The 18725-nt window shown below is 65.8% G+C and carries 8 protein-coding genes and 1 tRNA gene (1 of these 9 cut by a window edge); 1 reads left to right on the plus strand and 8 read right to left on the minus strand.

The features are described 5' to 3' along the window. The 7 genes from INS93_RS11235 to INS93_RS11265 all read right to left on the minus strand — a co-directional run. A protein-coding gene (locus INS93_RS11235; RefSeq protein WP_192981972.1) for a non-ribosomal peptide synthetase crosses the window boundary here: on the minus strand, nucleotides 1-7754 show its 5' portion. 1906 nt of this gene lie to the left of the window's left edge; only the first 7754 of its 9660 coding nucleotides appear in the window; its start codon is at nucleotides 7752-7754; the stop codon falls past the left edge of the window. Nucleotides 7755-7852: 98 nt separating this feature from the next. Further along, entirely contained in the window at nucleotides 7853-9169 is a 1317-nt protein-coding gene (locus tag INS93_RS11240; protein ID WP_192981860.1) for a lysine N(6)-hydroxylase/L-ornithine N(5)-oxygenase family protein, read from the minus strand. A gap of 183 nt (nucleotides 9170-9352) precedes the next feature. Continuing rightward, on the minus strand, nucleotides 9353-11029 hold the full coding sequence (locus INS93_RS11245) for a multidrug ABC transporter permease/ATP-binding protein (RefSeq protein WP_192981863.1): 1677 nt from the start codon (nucleotides 11027-11029) through the stop codon (nucleotides 9353-9355). Continuing rightward, nucleotides 11030-11662, minus strand: coding sequence for a sigma-70 family RNA polymerase sigma factor (locus INS93_RS11250; protein ID WP_160017569.1), 633 nt, complete (start codon nucleotides 11660-11662; stop codon nucleotides 11030-11032). A gap of 233 nt (nucleotides 11663-11895) precedes the next feature. Beyond that, a tRNA-Arg gene (locus INS93_RS11255) sits at nucleotides 11896-11970 on the minus strand. A 76-nt stretch (nucleotides 11971-12046) separates the two neighbouring features. After that, nucleotides 12047-13159 (minus strand): Glu/Leu/Phe/Val dehydrogenase, encoded by a 1113-nt coding sequence (locus tag INS93_RS11260; RefSeq protein ID WP_192981866.1) that lies wholly within the window; start codon nucleotides 13157-13159, stop codon nucleotides 12047-12049. A gap of 80 nt (nucleotides 13160-13239) precedes the next feature. Beyond that, nucleotides 13240-16707, minus strand: a complete 3468-nt coding sequence (locus INS93_RS11265) for an indolepyruvate ferredoxin oxidoreductase family protein (RefSeq protein WP_192981869.1) — start codon at nucleotides 16705-16707, stop codon at nucleotides 13240-13242. 198 nt (nucleotides 16708-16905) lie between these two features. On the opposite strand from INS93_RS11265, the gene INS93_RS11270 reads away from it, so the two are divergent. Beyond that, the gene (locus tag INS93_RS11270) at nucleotides 16906-17373 is read left to right on the plus strand and encodes an Lrp/AsnC family transcriptional regulator (RefSeq protein ID WP_160017566.1); all 468 of its coding nucleotides are present in this window, start codon (nucleotides 16906-16908) and stop codon (nucleotides 17371-17373) included. 132 nt (nucleotides 17374-17505) lie between these two features. Here the strand turns inward: INS93_RS11270 and INS93_RS11275 are convergent, their stop codons facing one another. After that, on the minus strand, nucleotides 17506-18462 hold the full coding sequence (locus INS93_RS11275) for a DMT family transporter (protein WP_192981871.1): 957 nt from the start codon (nucleotides 18460-18462) through the stop codon (nucleotides 17506-17508). Between the last annotated feature and the right edge of the window lie 263 nt (nucleotides 18463-18725).

Here is an 18725-nt window from a genome sequence, read left to right on the forward strand (position 1 = left end):
CTCAACGGACGCTGCGGCGCCTCGCTCAGCTGCAACAGCAGACGACGGAAATGCTCCACCAGTACCTGCATGTCGGCCACGGCGAACTGCTGGGTGTCGAAGCTCAGTTGCAGGGTCAGGCTGGAGCCCGGCAGCAGCACCACGGTCAACGGATAGTTGGTGTGGGTGCGGTTGGCCAGCGGCGTGATGCGGTAGGTCTCGACCGCCTCTTGTACTTCGCCACCGAGCGGCACGTTCTCGAACACGAACAGGCTGTCGAACAGCGGCTGGCCGCGCGGCGTGTCGGCAAGGTTCTGCACCTCGGCCAAGGACAGTTGCTCATGCTGGCGCATGCCGGCGTTCTGCGCCTGCAGCGCCTGCAGCAGGTGCAGGCCAGTCACTGCCTCGCCCGGCACTCGAACGCGCAGTGGCAGGGTATTGATGAAGAGCCCCAGCGCCTCTTCGATGCCCTCCAGCTCGGTGGGCCTGCCGGCTACGGTAACGCCGAACAGCACGTCGTCGCGCCCGCTGTAGCGCATCAGCAACAGCGCCCAGGCGGCCTGGACGAAGGTGTTGACGGTCAGTTGATGGCTACGCGCCTGCTCGGCCAGCGCGCGGGTCTGCCCGGCATCGAGCGCGAGACTGACGTCATGCATGCCCGCCTCGCCCTGCTGGCGGCGATAAGGCAGCGGCGTGACCGTGTCGAAGCCGGCCAGCGCATCGCGCCAGTAGCGGCGGCTGGCCGCCTCGTCCTGGCGTGCGAGCCAGGCGATGAAGTCGCGATAAGGCCGCGCCGGCGGCAGTTGCAGGCTGCGCCCGAGCAGGCGAGCGCGGTACTGGGCGAAGAACTCCGCCAGCATCAGGCCCCGGCACCAGGCGTCGATCAGGGCATGGTGATGGCTCTGCACGATGCGCAAATCGGCTTCGGCGAACTTCACCAGGCGCAGGCGCAGCAAAGGCGCCTGGGTGAAGTCGAAGCCACGCTGACGCTCCTCGCGCAGGATCGCCTGCAACCTGGCCTCGGCTTCATCACGCGGCAGTTCGCTGAAGTCGAGGAACTGCACCGGCGACGGCACCTGACGCAGCACCAGCTGATGCGGCGTGCCGTCGAGGTTGCAGAAGGCCGTGCGCAGCGCCGGGTGACGCTGCACCACCTGTTGCCAGGCATGGGTGAAGGCCTCCACGTCCAGCGCGCTGGCCACGGCGTACTGGTCCTGCATCAGGTAGATGCCGCTGCCCTGCTCCAGCTGGCTGTGCAGCAGAATGCCCTGCTGCATCGGTGCCAGCGGGAACAGGTCTTCGATCTGCTGCGGCGCATGAGGCAGCGCGTCGAGCTGCGCCTGGCCGAGCGTTGCCAGGGGGAAATCGCAAGGCGTCAGGCCACCGGCACCAGGCGCGCAGCAATGCTCGATCAGTTGCCGCAGCGCCTGTTCGTAGAGAGCCAGCAGACGCTCGACGCTGCGCGTCTCGAAGCGCGCACGACTGTAGGTCAGCGCCAGTTGCAGGCAACCGCCACGGACCTGGCCGTCGATGGCCAGGGCATTGGCCAGCGGGCCGCTGCCGTCGCGTGGCGAGCCGCTCGCTTCGTCGGCCAGGTGCCAGCGTGCAGCGGCCTGGTCATCGAAACGGCCCAGGTAGTTGAAGGTCAGCCCCTGTCCCGTCAGCTCCTCCAGCGGAGCCTTGGCCAGGTACTTGAGCACGCCGTAGCCGATGCCCTTGTCCGGCACCTGACGCAGCCCTTCCTTGATCTGCTTGAGGGTAGCGCCGAGGTCATCGCAGGCTTGCAGCGCGACCGGATAGAGACTGGTGAACCATCCCAGCGTGCGGCTCAGGTCGAGCTGATCGCCTTCGCGGCCGTGGCCCTCCAGGCTGATCACCGTGCGCCGACGCCCGCTCCACTGCCACAAGGCCTGGGCCAGCGCCGCCAGCAGCACATCGTTGATCTGCGTGCGGTAAGCCGCCGGCACCTCGCCGAGCAGGCGCGCGGTGGTGGCGGCATCGAGCTGCAAGTGCAACTGGCCAGCATCGGCGACCCTGGCACTGCCTTCGGGCCGGTCGCAGGGCAGGCAGGCTTCGGCCGCGCTGAAGCCCTGCCAGTACTCCAGTTGTGCCGCCAGGTCCGAGCTGCCGGACAGGGCCTGCAAATGCGCCGACCACTGCTGGAAGCTCGCGGCCACTGCTGCGAGGCTGACCACCTGTCCGGCCAGTCGCTGCGTGTAGGCCTGCTGCAGATCGTCGAGCAGCACGCGCCAGGACACGCCATCGACCGCCAGATGGTGGACAGCCAGCAACAGGCGGTTGCGCCCGTCCGGCAACTGCGCCAATACAGCGCGCAGCAGCGGGCCGTGCTCGATATCCAGGCTGCGCTGGGCTTCGTCGCACAGCGCCGGCAGGTCGTCGGCGGCGGCCACCTGGCAAACCCACAGCAGCTCCTGCGCCGGCTGTGCGTCGCGATAGCGCTGCTGCCAGTTGCCCTGCGCATCCTGCTGGAAACTCAGGCGCAGACTGGCGTGATGACGCACCACGGCTTGCAGCGCCTCGGCCAACGCACGGGCGTCGAGCGGCTCGTCCGCCGCCAGCAGCAAGGACTGGTTCCAGTGGCCGATACGCGCCGGGGACTGGGCAAAGAAGCGCGCCTGGATCGGCGTCAGGGCGAAGCTGTGCGTCATCTCGGCACTCGCTCCCACGAGCGTCGCCGGTGCCTCGGTGAGGACGGCGACCTGCGCCAGTTCGGCGATGCTCTGTTTCTCGAACAGTTGCTTGGGCGTCAGGCGAATGCCCTGGCGCCGCGCACGGGCGATGATCTGCAGGCTGAGGATGGAGTCGCCACCGAGGGCGAAGAAGTTGTCGCGACGGCCGACACGTTCGACCTTCAGCACCTGCTGCCAGAGCGCCGCCAGTTGCGTCTCGACGCCCTCGTGCGGCGTCTCGAAGCCCTGCTCTGCCGCCTGCGGCTGCGGCAGCGCCTGACGGTCGAGCTTGCCATTGGCGGTCAGCGGGAAGCGTTCGAGCAGCAGCACATGGCTCGGCAGCATGTAATCCGGCAGGCGCTCGGCAAGCTGCGCCTGCACCTGTGCGGGGTCGAGAGAAGACTCTTGCGCAACCACGTAGGCGAGCAACTGGCCGCGTTCGTCCAACTGCACATGGGCATCGGCGATCCCCGCCAGGCCACGCAACTGCGCCACGATCTCGCCGAGGGCAACGCGATAACCGCGCACCTTGACCTGATCATCGCCGCGCCCGAGAAATTCGATACGCCCGTCGGCCAGCAGGCGCGCACGGTCGCCGGTGCGATACAGACGTTCACCGCTGGCGAAGGGATCGGGCAGGAAACTCGCCGCCGTCAGCCCCGGACGCGCTAGATAGCCGCGCGCCAGACCAGGCCCACCCAGATACAGCTCGCCGACCGCCCCCTGCGGCAGCGGCGTCATGCCAGCGTCCAGCACCAGGGCGCGGACGTTGGGCAAAGGCCGGCCAATCGGCACCACGCCGCTCAACGCTGCCAGCTCGGCGTCCGTGATCTCGTGAGTCAGCACGCCGACCGTGGTTTCGCTGGGGCCGTAGTGGTTGATCACCCGGCACTGCGGGCGCAGGCGCTTGACCTCCTTCACCAGCTCGGCCGGCAGCGCTTCGCCGCCGAAGATCAGCGCATGCGCGGGTATCGCCCGCTCACCTGCGCCGGCCTGCAGCAGGCCGGACAGATGAGTCGGTACGATCTTGAGAATGCCGACCTGCTGCGCGCTCAGGTAGTCCGCCAGGCTATCGGCGTCGGCCACGGTTTCCGGGCTCAGCAGGTGCAGGGTGCGCCCGGACAGTAGCGCACCGAACAGCACGGTATGACCCAGGTCGGCCGCCACGGTGGAGACCATCGCCATGCTCGCCTCAGGCGCCAGTGCCAGTTGTTCCAACAAGCCCTGCACGTAGTCGGCCAGGGCCGCATGGCTGATCACCGCGCCCTTGGGCTGGCCGGTGGTGCCGGAGGTGTAGATCAGGTAGGCCGCCTGTAGCGGATGCACCGACACCGTTGGCGCATCGCTGGGCTGCTGGCGCCACGGCGCATCGGCGCTGAAGTCCAGCTGTGGGCCGGCGAAAGATTGCGCCGACACGGCTTCACCGAGCAATACGGCACAGGCGCTGTCGGCCAGGACGAACGCCTGGCGCTGCGCCGGCCAGGCCGGATCGAGCGGCACGAAGGCAGCGCCGACCTTGAGCGCAGCCAGCAGGCCGATGACAAAAGCCGGCGACCGCTGCAAGCACAGGCCGACGCGCTGCTCCGGCGCCACGCCGAGGGCGAGCAGGTGCTGCGCCAGCTGATTGGCCTGGGCTTCCAGTGCGGCGAAGCTGCAGGGCAGGCCGTCGTGCATCAGTGCCACGGCCTCGCCATGCACCTGCGGCTGCCACAGTTCGAGCACCTGCGCAGCGGCAAACCCGCGCTCGACGCCCACAACCTGCGAAGGCTGTGCCGTCAGTTGCAGGCTGGCCAGCAGCGCTTGCGGCTGCGCCAGCAGTTGCTCCAGCAGATGTTCGAAATCGGTGGCGAAGGCGGTGATGCGCGGCGCCTCGAACAGATCCTGCGCATAGGTGAAGGCGGCCTCGATGCCTTCGGGCAAATCGGTGATGTCCAACCCCAGATCGAAGTGCGCGGCCTGCTCGTCCAGTTGGTGCGCGCTGAGGGTCACATCGGGCAGGGCCAGGTCCTGGGCCAGGGCGAACTGCTGGGTAAACTTCACCTGGAACAGCGGGTTGTGGCTCAGGCTGCGCTGCGGCGCCAGCGCATCGACCAGTTGCTCGAAGGGCAGCAACTGATGATCCTGCGCACCGAGGGCCGCTGCCCGAACCTGGGCCACGACATCGGCGAAGCGATGCTCGCCGCCGAACTCGCTGCGCAGCACCTGGGTGTTGACGAAGAAGCCGATCAGCGCCTCGGTTTCCCGGCACACGCGCCCGGCACTGGGCACGCCAACGCGGATATCGCGCTGGCCACTGTAACGCTGCAACTGCACCTTGAAGGCGGCCAACAGCAGCATGAACAGGGTGACGCCCTGGTCCGCGGCGTGCGCGCGCAGACGCTGACTCAGCGCCTCATCGAGACGAATGGCGTGGCGCGCGCCGCGGTGACTCTGCCGCGCCGGGCGCAGGTGGTCGGCAGGCAGTTGCAGCAACGGCTGTTCGTCTCCGAGCTGCTGCTTCCAATAAGTCAGCTGACGCTCGCCCTCGCCCGCCTGCAGCCAGCGCCGCTGCCAGAGCGCGTAGTCGGCGTACTGCACCGGCAGTGCCGGCAGGTTCGCCGCCTGGCCGAGGACATGGGCGGCGTAGAGCTGGGCGAACTCGCGGATCAGCACCTGGATCGACCAGCCGTCGCAGATGATGTGATGCATCACCAGCAGCAGGCGCTGATCGTCCTCATCCATCCGCACCAGGGCGAGGTGCCACAAGGGCCCTTGCTGCAGATCCAGCGGCAGGTTCATTCGCTCATCGCGCAGGCGCGCCAGTGCTGCTTCGCTATCTACCTCGCCACGCAGATCGAAACGCGTCAGGTCGACGGTAAATGGCGGATCGATGCACTGCAGCGGTACGCCATCCTCTTCGCCAGCGACGAAACGCGTGCGCAGGCTCTCGTGGCGACTGACCAGGTCATCGAAGCTGCGCTGTAGCGCCGTCTCGTCGAGCCGGCCCTGAAAGCGCAGTTCACCGCCCAGTCGGTAGGCGCTGGCGTCACCCTGCAAGCGCTCGAGAAACCACAGGCGCTGCTGCGCATAGGATTGCGCGCACTGTGCGTCACGCGCCTCGCCCAGCAGTGGCGGCATCTGCCGCGTCGTACGCGGCTGCGCCGCGACCCAGGCACTGAATGCCCCCAGGCGCGGCCGCTCGAACAGGCTGTCGGCCTGCAACTCCAGCCCCAGCTCGGCGTTGAGACGCGCCAGCACCTGCATCACGCCCACCGAATCCCCGCCGCGCGCGAAGAAGTGATCGCCCGGCTCCAGGTCCGTGCAGCCCAGCACCTCCTGCCAGGCCTGCAGCACCTGCGGCAGCACGGCGCCGGCTTGCGGCGCCGGACTGGCCGCATCGGCCCCTTGCAGGCGCCCCTTGTACCACTGCGCGAAGGTCGCCAGGCTGCCGTTCTGCCAACCGCTGCGGCAGGCCGAGCGCTGCAGCTTGCCGCTGGTGGTGCGTGGCAAGGTGCCCGGCTCGAGCAGCAGGATCAGCTGTGGCGCCAGCTGGAAACGCTCGCCCATGCCATCGGCGATGCGCTGGCAGATCATCTCGGCGCTGATCAGCTTGCGCACGTTGCGGCTGATCTCCAGCGCCAGGCCGACACCCTCCAGCCCCTGCTCGTCGGTGACGGCGAACGCGGCGATACGCCCCTGGCGCAGCAGCTCGATGTCCTGCTCCAGGGCCTGCTCGATGTCCTGCGGGTAATGGTTCTGGCCATTGAGAATGATCAGATCCTTCAGGCGCCCGGCGATGAACAGCTGACGCTCGCGCACCACGCCCAGGTCGCCGGTACGCAGCCAGCGCTGACCATCACGTTCGACGAAGGCCTCGGCGGTCGCTTCAGGGTTGCGCCAGTAGCCCTGAGCGATGCTCGGCCCGGCGACCCAGATTTCGCCGACCTGATCGTCCCCCAGCACCTCCAGCGTCTGCGGCTCGACGATGCGCAGCGGGTGCTCGGCATCGCTCCAGCCACAGGCCGGCAGGCGGCTGTCCGCCTGGCCCGCTGTCGTGCCGGCGAACGCTTCCACCTGCGGTTCACGTTCGGCAGCATCGACGCACACATACAGCGTCGCTTCGGCCAGGCCGTAACTCGGCGCCAGCGCCTGGGCGCGGAACCCCGCTGCCGCGAAGCGCTGACTGAAGGCCTGCAGGGTGTCCAGACGGATCGGCTCGGAGCCGGAAAACGCCAGGCGCCAGCTGCTCAGATCGAGCGTTTCCAGGCTGCTCTGCGGGACGCGTTCGGTGCACAGGCGATAGGCGAAATCCGGCCCGCCGGAGAAGGTGCCGCCGTATTGGCTGATGGCCTGCAACCAGCGCGTCGGCCGGGCGAGGAAGAAGTTCGGCGCCATCAGCGTCAGGGTGCCGCCATGCAGGATCGGCAGCAGCAGCCCGGCCATCAGGCCCATGTCGTGATACAGCGGCAGCCAGCTGACCCAGGATTCCTCCCGAGCGGCGCTGAAGCCCCGGCTCATGCTGCGCTCGTTGGCGAGCAGGTTGGCGTGACTGACCATCACGCCCTTGGGCGCACGGGTGGAGCCCGAGGTGTATTGCAGGAAGGCCAGCGCATCGCTGGCGATCAGGCGTGGCTGGTAGCCGGCGCGGTCGCGGGCATCGACATCCTCGATGGCGATCATCTGCGCCTCGGGCGCGAGCAGCGGCTGCAGTTCCGCCTGGCAACGCAGGATCACCTCGCGCGACGCCAGCACCACAGAGGGCTGGGCATCGAGCAGGATGCCGGTGAGGCGCTCGATATGCATCTGCCGGTTGCTCTCCGGCGGGAAGGCCGGCACCGCGATCACGCCGGCATACAGGCAGCCGAAGAAGGCGGCGGCGTAATCGGCACCGCTGGGCAGCATCAGCACGCAACGCTCGCCACCCTGACAGCCCATGCGCTGCTGCAGCAGGCCGGCGACCGCCAGCGCCTGCTCGCGCAGTTCGGCGTACGTCGTCAGCAGCGGCTCGCCCTGATCCGCCACGATATGCCGGATGGCCACACGGCCCGGCGCGTGCTCGGCGTGATAATCCAGAATATCGGCAAAATGCTGCGCCTGATCCACCATCGATCTCATCTCGTCACCCGTGAAAACTCGTGCCTGCGTACGGCCCGGCAGTAACTGCCGAACCGCTCGCGGAAGAAGGAAAAAACTGCGTCAGCCGACTAGCTGAGCGACCCTGCGGCCAGACGCAGCGAATCGCGCACCTGCGTGCCGGCGGACTCGACGAACATCGTGCTGACCAACTCCTCGGAGCGCATGGCCAGCACCGACAGCAGGGTGTCGCTGAGACCATGACTGCCCTCGCAGCCGCCTTGCAGGAAGATCTGCGCCTGGCAGTCCGCCCGCAGCGGCAGGCGATACTGGCGGTCGACAGCATCGCCTTCGATATAGTCGGCGAACCCCGCCAGCAGGGTGCGGTGATAGTCGCGGCGGTAGCCGGTGGCGAGGATCACCGCATCGAAACGCTCGCTGTGCTGGTCGCCGTCCAGGGTGTTGCGCAGGCTCAGTTCCACAGCGTTGTCGTCGACGGCAACGGCCGTGACTTCACGGTGAGTGAGCAAGCGGTGAGGGTGCTGACCACGGACCTTCTGCTGGTAGAACAGGTGGTAGATCTTCTCGATCAGCTCCAGGTCGACCACCGAATAGTTGGTGTTGCGGTACTCGCTGAGCATCTGCGCGCGTTGCACAGGGCTATGGGCGAAGATGCGGTCGGTGAAGTCGGCATTGAAGATCTCGTTGACGAACGGGCTGTCGTCAGACGGCTTGAGGCTGCCGCCGCGCACCAGCAGGCTGGCCTCGATCTGCGGGAAGCGGCATGCCAGGTCATGGAAGATTTCTGCGGCGCTCTGCCCGCCACCGATGACGGCGATACGCCGCGGGCGACTGCCATCGCCCAGCATGGCATCGAGGGCGCCCAGGTAGCGCGAGGAATGCACGATACGCGGGTCAGTCATGCCGGCGAAGGCCGCCGGAATCTGCGCCACGCCACCGATACCCAGCACCAGGTTGCGCGCGCGGCGCCGCGTGCTCTGCCCGTCGGCGCTGCGCGAAACCACCTCGACGCCGGCACAGACGCCGGCGATGTAGAACGGCTCGATACTGGTCACCTCCTCACCGTAATGCAACTGCCCGGCGAACGCATCGGCGGCCCAGCCGAGGTAGTCGTTGAACTCCTCGCGGCTGGGGTAGAAGGTCTTCAGGTTGATGAAGTCCTCCAGGCGCCCGCATGCCTTGAGGTAGCTGATGAAGGTGAAGCGGCTGGCCGGATTGCGCAGGGTGGCAAGATCCTTGAGGAAGGAGATCTGCATGCTCGAGCCGTCGATCAGCATGCCTTCATGCCAGCTGAATGAAGGTTTGCGCTCGATGAAGCAGACGCTGGGCTCTCGCCCACTGCGCTGGGCGAACTCTTCGGTGGCGATGGCCAATGCCAGGTTCGAGGGCCCGAAGCCAACCCCGATATAGTCATGAACGAGCCCCATAAATCCTCCCGATATCTGCGTGCTGAATGGGTGGTTCGCCAGCCGGAATGACTGGAAAACATTCTCATTAACACTGACGAACGAGAGGAAGGAATGTTTAGGGCAATTGCCTTGGGAACGGGAAATCACTTCGCTAAAACGACTGCGCCCGCATGATGCGGGCGCAGTGAGGGTAGCCAGTGCTCAGGAATGGGCGCGGCCACCGATCTCCAACAGGGCGTTGCGGCTGGCCCGGGCCCGCTGCTCACCCTGCAGTTCGTGGAGCTGCCCGCCATCCATCTTCAGCAGGCGGTCGGCCTGGTCGAAGTAGTGATCGTCGTGACTGATGGCGAATACGGTCTTGCCTGCGGCCTTCAGTTGCGGCAGCAGCTCGCGATAGAACACCTGACGGAACAGCGGATCCTGATCGGCGGCCCATTCGTCGAGCAGCAGGATGTCGCGCGCTTCGAGCAGCGCCAGGAGCAAGGCCAGACGCTTGCGCTGACCGGCGGACAGGCGCGTGTCGCGCAGGCGCCCCGCCGCCACCTGCACCTTGTGGCGAATGTGCAAGCTGCCGAGCCAGTGATCGAGTTCTTCATCCGACGCTGCCACGCCGTGCGGGCCAAGCAGCTGCGAGAACAGGTGGTAGTCGGTGAAGACCGATGCGAACAGCTGACGGTAGGCAGGCCACTCCTGCGCGCCGAGCACCCGGCCATCGATGCGGATCTCGCCGCGCTGCGGGATGTACAGGCCCGTCAGCAGACGCGCCAGGGTCGACTTGCCACTGCCGTTGCCGCCCACCAGAAATACCGTCTCACCACGTTGCAGGCGCAGGCTGACCGGCCCTACGTCGAAACCGGGCTCACCATCCTGCGCCGGATAGCGATATTCCACCTCGTGCAACTCCAGCACCTGCCACTGGCCGCTCAGGGGATCGGCCGGATGCTCGAAGGCCTCCACATGCGGTGCCAGCGCCAGCGATTCGACCTTGTCCAGCGCCACGCGCCCAGCGATCTGCGCCGGGATCGCCGCGACCGCCGACACCAGCGGCGTGCGCATGAACAGAATGGTCAGCGCGTAGGTCGAGGCCACCGCCGTGGACGCCCAGCCCAGGCCGTTGGCCAGGTAGAACACCAGGCCGATGGTGCCCAGCACCATGATGTTGGCCCAGTTGCTGGCCAGGCCGTGGTAACGGTCGGCCAGGGTCACGTGATCACGATAGGCGCGGGCGCTGAGGTCGAACTCGTCCTCGTACAGGCGCTGCGCGCGGTCGCGGTTGAGAGTCAGTTCCTTGCGCCCGTCGATCACCGCCTGGTAATCGCCGTACAGACGATCCTCGGACTCACGCAGCATGCGCAGATGGTGATTGAGACGCCCGACCAGCAACCAGCCGATGCCGAGGGTGAAACTCATCCACAGCAGTGTGGTGACGAATAGACCGGGCGACAGCCAGGCCAGGTAAGCGAATGCCGCCAGCGTCAACACACTGCCGTAGATCAGTTCGGGCAGATGCACGAAGGCCAGAGTGATGTTGCGGATATCGCTGGACAGGCTGGCGATGATGGTCGAACCACCGATGATCTCCAGGCGCTCGACGGCCGTGTCCAGCACCCGCTTCACCAGCGCCCTGCGCATGCGATAGACGAAGCGGTGACCCAGCGCCGTCAGCGACAGCTGCGCTGCCGAGGCCAGCACCAGCAGCATGGCCAGCAAGGCGACGAACTGCCCCAGTGCCGCGCCCGGATTGCTCGCCGGCGTGAGCATGCGCTGATTGATGAAGGCGATCACCGCCACGCTGAGCAATGCGCTGCTCAGGCTGAGCCCCAGCACCAGCGCGATGGACCAGCGATACTCGTGGAAAACCAGACGCAGCAGCTTCATTCAGAACCTCTTGGCCAGGGGACAGTTGCGCGAACACTGCCCGTCGAGTCGAACACGGCAATGCCCTAGGGTATCGCGCAGAATCAGATTGATGAGCGCTGGCGACGCACCCAGTTGAGTCGCCACCTCGCGCTGGGTGAGGCCATCGAGCTGACTGAGCTTGAATACCCGGCGCATGCGCGGGGTCAGTTCCGCCAGCGCATCGAGCAACTGGCGCACGGCCTGCTGCCCGCCCACAGCTTGCTCCGGCGAGATTTCCGAAGGCTGCAGATCCGCCAGTTCGGCGGCAGCACCGTAGCGCTGCTCCAGCTGCAAACGGCGCAGATGGTCGATGGCCAGGTTACGCACCAGGCGACTCAGATAACGCTCGGGCGCCTCCACCCGGGAGAGATTGAGGCTGCCCTCCCACAGCTTGAGAAAGGCATCCTGCAGGACATCTTCGGCTCTGCTGCGACACCCCAGTACCCGCGTCGCCAGATTGAGCAACGCATGACGCTGAGCCTGATAGGCAGCAAGCAAGGCCTTGCGGTCGATGACCGCAACAGCATGGCCATAAGCAGGTGCATTCGCGGCAAAGGATGGTCGAAAACCTCTCCGGCCCGAGGCCGGCAATGACTGTTGAGAACATTCCATGTGAGGTCACGCTCTTGGCAAGGAGCGCCAATCCTGAATGCAAACACTTCTCATTGCAATAATGGCGAGACGCCTTGATATGGCGATCCTCTGCCGACAATTGAAATGGCCGCACGGCATCACGCCGCAGTGGCATCAGCGGATGACCAACATGGCTGCAGGTGATCGAGGAGTACGTATAGAACGGCGCGTTGCGACGAGCGTTCGCTGAACGCGAGGGAGAGAAACGAAGATGGCGTCCCCTGCTGGAATCGAACCAGCATCTAGCCCTTAGGAGGGGCTTATTCTATCCGTTGAACTAAGGGGACAGGGCCGTATTGGCTACGGCCGGGCCGCATCTTAGCGGCGGCGCGCGCATTTGTCATGTCGCGCGCCGCTCGCTGCCTAACGCTGCCAGCCCTGAGCCACAGCCTTGGATGCGGTTGCCGCACGCATTGGCTGCAGGCCACCGCGCAAACGCTCCAATGCCATGCGGTCGGCAATCGCGGTGGTGGTCGCGCCTTCGCGTTCGGAGCGCTGGAAGATTTCCGTCAGCGTCGGGCCGATGCCTTCGATATGCGCCTTGAGCTGCGCAGCGCTGCCACCGGTGCGTTCGTAGCAGACATCGATGATGCCACCGGCATTGATCGCGTAATCCGGCGCGTACAGGCACTCGCGGCGACGCAGCAGCTCGGCCAGGCTGGCGTCGGCCAGCTGGTTGTTGGCCGCACCGGCGATGATCGGCGCGCGCAGGGCTTCCAGCGTCTGCAGGTTGATGATCGCGCCCAGCGCGCACGGTGCGAACACGTCCACATCGAGACGGTAGATCTCATGCTGGCCGACCGCAGTGGCGCCAAGCTGGCTGACGGCGCGCTGCACGTTGCTCTCGACGATGTCCGTCACCCACAGCTGCGCGCCGGCCTCCTTGAGCAGTTTGGCCAGGCCGAAACCGACCTGCCCCACGCCCTGGATCGCCACGCGAACGCCCGTAAGATCCTGGCGGCCAAGGCGATGCGCCACAGCAGCCTGGATGCCGATGAATACACCATAGGCGGTCGAGGGCGACGGATCGCCGTCACGGCTGCCACCGCCGAATGCCTCGCGCTGCCCGGCGCCAGCCACGTGGCGGGTGCGCTCGGCCATGATGCGCATCTCGGCCACGCCGGTGCCCGAGTCTGCCGCGGTGACATAGCGCCCGCCCAGGCTGTCGACGAAATCGCCCATGGCCTGGAACAGCGCCTCGCTCTTGCCGGTGTGCGGGTTGCCGATGATCACCGCCTTGCCGCCACCCAGCGGCAAACGCGCCAGGGCCGATTTGTAGGTCATGCCGCGCGACAGGCGCAGCACGTCGCGCAGCGCCTCCTCGTCACTGCTGTAGTTCCACATGCGGCAACCGCCCAGCGCCGGGCCAAGGGTGCTGTCGTGAATGGCGATGATGGCTTTCAGGCCGCTGGCCTTGTCGTGGCCATAGACCACCTGCTCGTGCTGATCGAAGTCGACGTGAGTGAAGACGGACATCGGGTTACCTCGGTTATCGGGTCGTAAAAAGCCGCCCCTCTCCCGCACGGGAGAGGGTGGCAAAGGGGATCGGTTGAGGTTCAGGCAGCCGGTTCGAACAGCTGCACGGCGGCGATCTCACTGACGGTCAGGCGCGCCTTGAGCTGCGTCGCCTGCTCGCGCGCCTTGGCCAGCGCCGCTTCCTTGACGTGACCGTAGCCGCGGATCTGCTCGGGAATCTCGGCCAGCGCCACCGCCATGCGGTAGTTGCCGGTATTGAGCTCGGCGAGCAGGTAGGCCACGTTGGCTTCGTACTCCTCGATCAACTCGCGCTCCAGGCGACGTTCGGCACTGTGGCCGAACGGATCGAGGGCGCTGCCACGCAGGAACTTGAAGCGCGCCAGCACGCCGAACGCCTTGAGCATCCACGGGCCGAAGCTGCGCTTGCGCGGCTGGCCGGTGACCGCATCGGGCTTGCTCAGCCAGCTCGGCGCCAGATGGAACTGCAACTGGTAGTCGCCTTCGAACTGGGCTTCGAGCTGCTTGCGGAAGGTGGCATCGCTGTACAGACGCGCCACTTCGTACTCGTCCTTGTAGGCCAGCAGTTTGAAGTAGTAACGCGCCACGGCCTTGCTCAGGCGCTGCTGCGCATCGCTGTCGGCCTTGCGTACGCGCTCGACCAGCTCACGGTAGCGCTCGGCATAGGCTGCGCTCTGGTAGGCGGTCAGACGCTGCACGCGGTCGGCGACGATTTCCTCCAGGGTGCTGCAATGCGGTGCTTCGACGACCTTGGGCGCGGCGAGTTTTTCCACCGCAGCCAGGTCATGCGCGGCACGACGGCCCCAGAGGAAGGCCTGCTGATTGAGCTGAACCGCCACACCGTTGAGCTCGATGGCCTTGTTGATCGCTTCGGCCGATACCGGCACCAGGCCCTGCTGGTAGGCGTAGCCGAGCATGAACAGGTTGGTGGCGATGCTGTCACCAAGCAAACGAGTGGCCAGGCGAGTGGCATCGACGAAACGGGTCTTGCCCTCGCCCACCGCCTCACTGATCGCCTCGCGCATGGCCGCGCCGGGCACCTGGGCGTCCGGGTTGCGGGTGAACTCGGCAGTAGCCGCTTCATGGCTGTTGATCACCGCATGGGCGATCTTGTCGTTGAGCTTGGCCAGTGACTCTTCGCTGGACGACACCACCAGGTCGCAGCCCAGCAGCAGGTCGGTCTCCCCGGCGGCAATACGCACGGCGTAGATGTCGCTCTGCTGCGCGGCGATGCGGATATGGGTGATCACCGGGCCGAACTTCTGCGCCAGGCCGGCCTGGTCGAGCACGGTGCAGCCCTTGCCTTCGATATGCGCGGCCATGCCCAGCAGCGCACCGACGGTGGTTACACCGCTACCGCCAACGCCGGGCAGGAGGATGTTCCAGGGGCGATTCAGGGCCGGTTGCTTCGGCTCCGGCAAGGCGATGAACAGCGCGCTCAGGCCAACGGCCTCAGGCTTGCGCAGGCTGCCGCCGTGGACGGTGACGAAGCTCGGGCAGAAGCCCTCCAGGCAGCTGAAGTCCTTGTTGCAGGCACTCTGGTCGATCTCGCGTTTGCGCCCCAGTTCGGTTTCCAGCGGCAGCACCGACAGGCAGTTGGATTTGACGCTGCAATCACCACAACCCTCGCACACCGCCGGGTTGATGAAGGCGCGCTTGGCCGGATCGACCAGCTTGCCGCGCTTGCGCCGACGGCGCTTCTCGGTGGCGCAGGTCTGGTCGTAGAGGATCACCGAGCAGCCTTTGACCTCGCGCAACTCGCGCTGCACGGCGTCCAGCTCGCGACGGTGATGGAAGGTCACACCGGGTGCGAAGGTGGCGCGGGTCGGGTACTTGTCCGGCTCGTCGCTGACCAGGGCGATGCGCTTGACGCCCTCGGCATGCACCTGCTGGCTGAGCTGGTCGATGCGCAGTTCGCCGTCGATGGGCTGGCCGCCAGTCATGGCCACCGCGTCGTTGTAGAGAATCTTGTAGGTGATGTTGACCCCGGCGGCCACGGCTGCACGCAGGGCCAGGTGGCCGGAGTGGAAGTAGGTGCCATCGCCCAGGTTCTGGAACACGTGCGGCGTGTCGGTGAACGGCGCCTGGCCGATCCAGGTCGCGCCCTCGCCGCCCATCTGGGTGAAGGTGTCAGTGCTGCGGTCCATCCACTGGGTCATGTAGTGGCAGCCGATGCCGCCGAGGGCGCGACTGCCTTCCGGCACCTTGGTCGAGCTGTTGTGCGGGCAGCCGGAGCAGAAATGCGGGGTGCGCACGGTCTTGTGCTTGGGCGCGGCCAGGGCCTTTTCCTTGGCATCGAGAAAGGCCAGGCGCTCTTCGATGGTCGGGCTGCTGTAGATCGGCGCCAGGCGCTTGGCGATCACCCGGGCGATCATCGCCGGCGTCAGCTCGCCCAGGTTCGGCAGCAACGAATTGCCCTGCTCGTCGAACTCGCCGACCACGCGCGGGCGCTTGCCCACCGGCCAGTTGTAGAGCTGACCAGTGAGCTGGTCTTCGATGATGCTGCGTTTTTCTTCCACTACCAGAATTTCGTCCAGGCCTTCGGCGAACTGGTGCACCGACACCGGCTCCAGCGGCCAGCTCATGCCGACCTTGAGCACGCGCAGGCCAACCTTGGCGCACAGCGCCTCGTCCAGGCCGAGGTCATCCAGGGCCTGGCGTACATCGAGATAGGACTTGCCGGTGGTGATGATGCCGAGGCGCGGGTTGGGCGAATCGAGCTTGACCTGGTTGAGGTTGTTGGCCAGGGCGAAGGCGCGCGCAGCGTAGATCTTGTAGACGTTGAGGCGCTTTTCCTGCGCCAGGGGCGGATCGGGCCAACGGATGTGTACGCCGTCTTCCGGCAGCTGGAAATCCTCGGGAATCTTCACCTGGATACGCAGCGGGTCGACGTCCACCACGGCCGAGGAATCGACGTTCTCGGCGATGGTCTTCAGCGCCACCCAGCAGCCGCTGTAGCGCGACAGCTCCCAGCCGATGATGCCGTAGTCCAGCACTTCCTGGACGTTGGCAGGATTGAGCACCGGGATCGACGCGGCGATGAACGCATGCTCGCTCTGGTGGGCGATGGTCGAGGACTTGCAGCCGTGGTCGTCACCGGCCAGCAGCAGCACACCACCGTGTTTGGAGACACCGGCCGAGTTGCCGTGCTTGAACACGTCGCCACTGCGATCGACGCCCGGCCCCTTGCCGTACCACATGGCGAACACGCCGTCGTAGCGCGCACCAGGGAACAGGTTGGCCTGCTGGCTACCCCATACCGCCGTCGCACCCAGCTCTTCGTTGACGCCGGGCTGGAAGTGGATGTGGTTTTCCTTGAGGTACTCGCGCGCGTCCCACAGGCTCTTGTCCAGGCCACCCAGGGGCGAGCCGCGATAGCCGGAAATGAAGCAGGCGGTATTGAGTCCGAAGGCGGCGTCACGCTGCTTCTGCAGCATGGGCAGGCGGGTGAGCGCCTGAGTGCCGGTCAGGTAGAGGTGACCAGTAGCGAGACGATATTTGTCATCCAGGCGGATTTCGGCCAGTGACATGGAGCGCTCCTTTTATTTTTATGGCGAGCACGAGGAGCGCGACGGTAAACACGCTCCGTTGGTTTCCACGGCAGGATCGCTGCTGTGAATTTGCCTAAATCATGACCGGAGGGTTCCGCTTTTTTCTTTCTATTTTCGAGTAGCGAAGGCGATACTTCGCATGATCCTTCCAACAATCACAATAAATTGGAAACAATCATGCAGGACAAGCTCAGCCCCATCGACCGCCGGATTCTCCGCCTGCTGCAGCACGATGCCGACCTCTCTGCCGCCGAGGTCGCCGAGAAAGTCGAGCTGTCGCAATCGCCCTGCTGGCGACGCATTCATCGCATGCAGGAAGAGGGACTGATCGAACGCAAGGTCGCCCTGCTCAATCACAAGCGCCTGGGGTTCGGCATCACGGTGTTCGTCGACATCAAGCTGTCGGCCCACGGTCGCGGCAATCTGGATGAGTTCGAGCAGGCCGTGGTCGGCTACCCGCAGGTACTGGAGTGCTACAGCATGGCCGGCGGTTCGGACTACCTGCTCAAGGTCGTGGCCAAGGACATCGCCGATTACGAGCGCTTCCTGCGCGACCACCTGCTGCAACGCCCGCACGTGCACGAAGCGCACTCGCACATCGCCATGAGCGAGGTCAAACGCACCACCGAGCTGCCGCTGGATTGAACCCCGCCCTGCAGGAAACACATGCGTAGGGTATGCCGTGCGCACCGAAATACCGGTGCTGCCTTCATGGGTGCGCATGGCACACCCTGCAAAGGCCATCCGTGCCAAACATTACGTCTTATCTGATCGGCATCAGGCCAAGCGCCTGCCCTTGCGCGCCCGCATTGCGGCCATCAGCGATGGGCCGAGCGCGGTGAGCGCCGAGCCCAGCACCACCACCACGGCGCCTGCGTAGGCGATCCAGTTGACCTGCTCGGGCAGCACGTGGTCCGGCCACCAGGTCGAGGCCAGGGCCACGGAGACGAAGGTCACCAGCGGCGTCAGCGCGAGGGTCGCGCTGACCCGCGAAGCCTCCCAATGCGCCAGTGCCTCGGCAAAGGCGCCATAGGCGACCAGTGTGTTCAGGCAGCAAGCCAGCAGAAGCCAGCCCTGCAGCGGGCTCAACTCCAGTGCCTGCATTGGCTGCGCCCAAGGCGTCAGCAGCAGCGCGCACGACAGGTAGATGACCATCATCACCTGCACCGAATTCCACTTGGTCAGCAGTTGCTTCTGCGCCAGGCCGTAGAAGGTCCAGACGAAGGCAGCCGCCAGCACGGTCAGCACGCCGGTGGTATAGGCGGTCAGTGAGGTCAGCAGCTCACCCAGGCGCTGATTGAAGAACAGGCCGAAGCCCAGCAGCATCACCATCAGGCCAATCGCCTGCCCCAGGCTGAAGCGTTCGCGAAAGACGAACAGGCTACTGATCAGCAGCAGGATCGGCGCCACCTGGATCACCAGTTGCGTGGTCCCGGGGCTAAGCAGGTTGAGCCCGACCAGATACAGCACGTAGTTGGCCGTCAGCCCGCCAATGGCCAGTGCCAGCAGCCAACCACCCTTGCGTCCCAGCGGCCGAAAACGCGGTAACCGGCGACTCGCAGCGAGATAGGCAAATAGCAGGGAACCGGCCACGGCTAGGCGATACCAGGTGACCGTCACCGGGTCCATCACCTGCAGAACTTCTTTCAACTTGATGGGCAGGATGCCCCAGAGCACGGAAGTGATCAGGGCGAGCAGCAGGCCGTACATCCAACGGCCGGAAGAAATGTGCATGGCAACCTCTGGCAGGCGGCCAACAGAGCATGTCGACCGCAGCAGAGCATTCTAGGAGAGGCATACACACCTACACAGCAACAGTTCAGCCCGGTTGCCGAGCGAAACTGTACTGCTCAGCATCCGCAGAACGCCAGCCGACCGGCGTCAATAATCCATAAAATCCGCTAAAAGACGCTAACAGGCTGCCAAAATCTACCATCTGTCGTTTTGCCAAGCACGCCGCATTGGCCACAGTAGACTCAGATTATCCAGAACCTGCA

The organism is Pseudomonas sp. EggHat1 (assembly GCF_014892995.1).
Lineage (GTDB): Bacteria > Pseudomonadota > Gammaproteobacteria > Pseudomonadales > Pseudomonadaceae > Aquipseudomonas > Aquipseudomonas chaetocerotis.

Bases quoted from the DNA above. Each gene is read 5' to 3' on its own strand.
- INS93_RS11245 (WP_192981863.1), bottom strand. From the start codon at position 11,029: ATGAAGCTGCTGCGTCTGGTTTTCCACGAGTATCGCTGGTCCATCGCG.
- INS93_RS11240 (WP_192981860.1), bottom strand. From the start codon at position 9,169: ATGGGGCTCGTTCATGACTATATCGGGGTTGGCTTCGGGCCCTCGAAC.
- INS93_RS11270 (WP_160017566.1), top strand. From the start codon at position 16,906: ATGCAGGACAAGCTCAGCCCCATCGACCGCCGGATTCTCCGCCTGCTG.
- INS93_RS11265 (WP_192981869.1), bottom strand. From the start codon at position 16,707: ATGTCACTGGCCGAAATCCGCCTGGATGACAAATATCGTCTCGCTACT.
- INS93_RS11260 (WP_192981866.1), bottom strand. From the start codon at position 13,159: ATGTCCGTCTTCACTCACGTCGACTTCGATCAGCACGAGCAGGTGGTC.
- INS93_RS11275 (WP_192981871.1), bottom strand. From the start codon at position 18,462: ATGCACATTTCTTCCGGCCGTTGGATGTACGGCCTGCTGCTCGCCCTG.
- INS93_RS11250 (WP_160017569.1), bottom strand. From the start codon at position 11,662: ATGGAATGTTCTCAACAGTCATTGCCGGCCTCGGGCCGGAGAGGTTTT.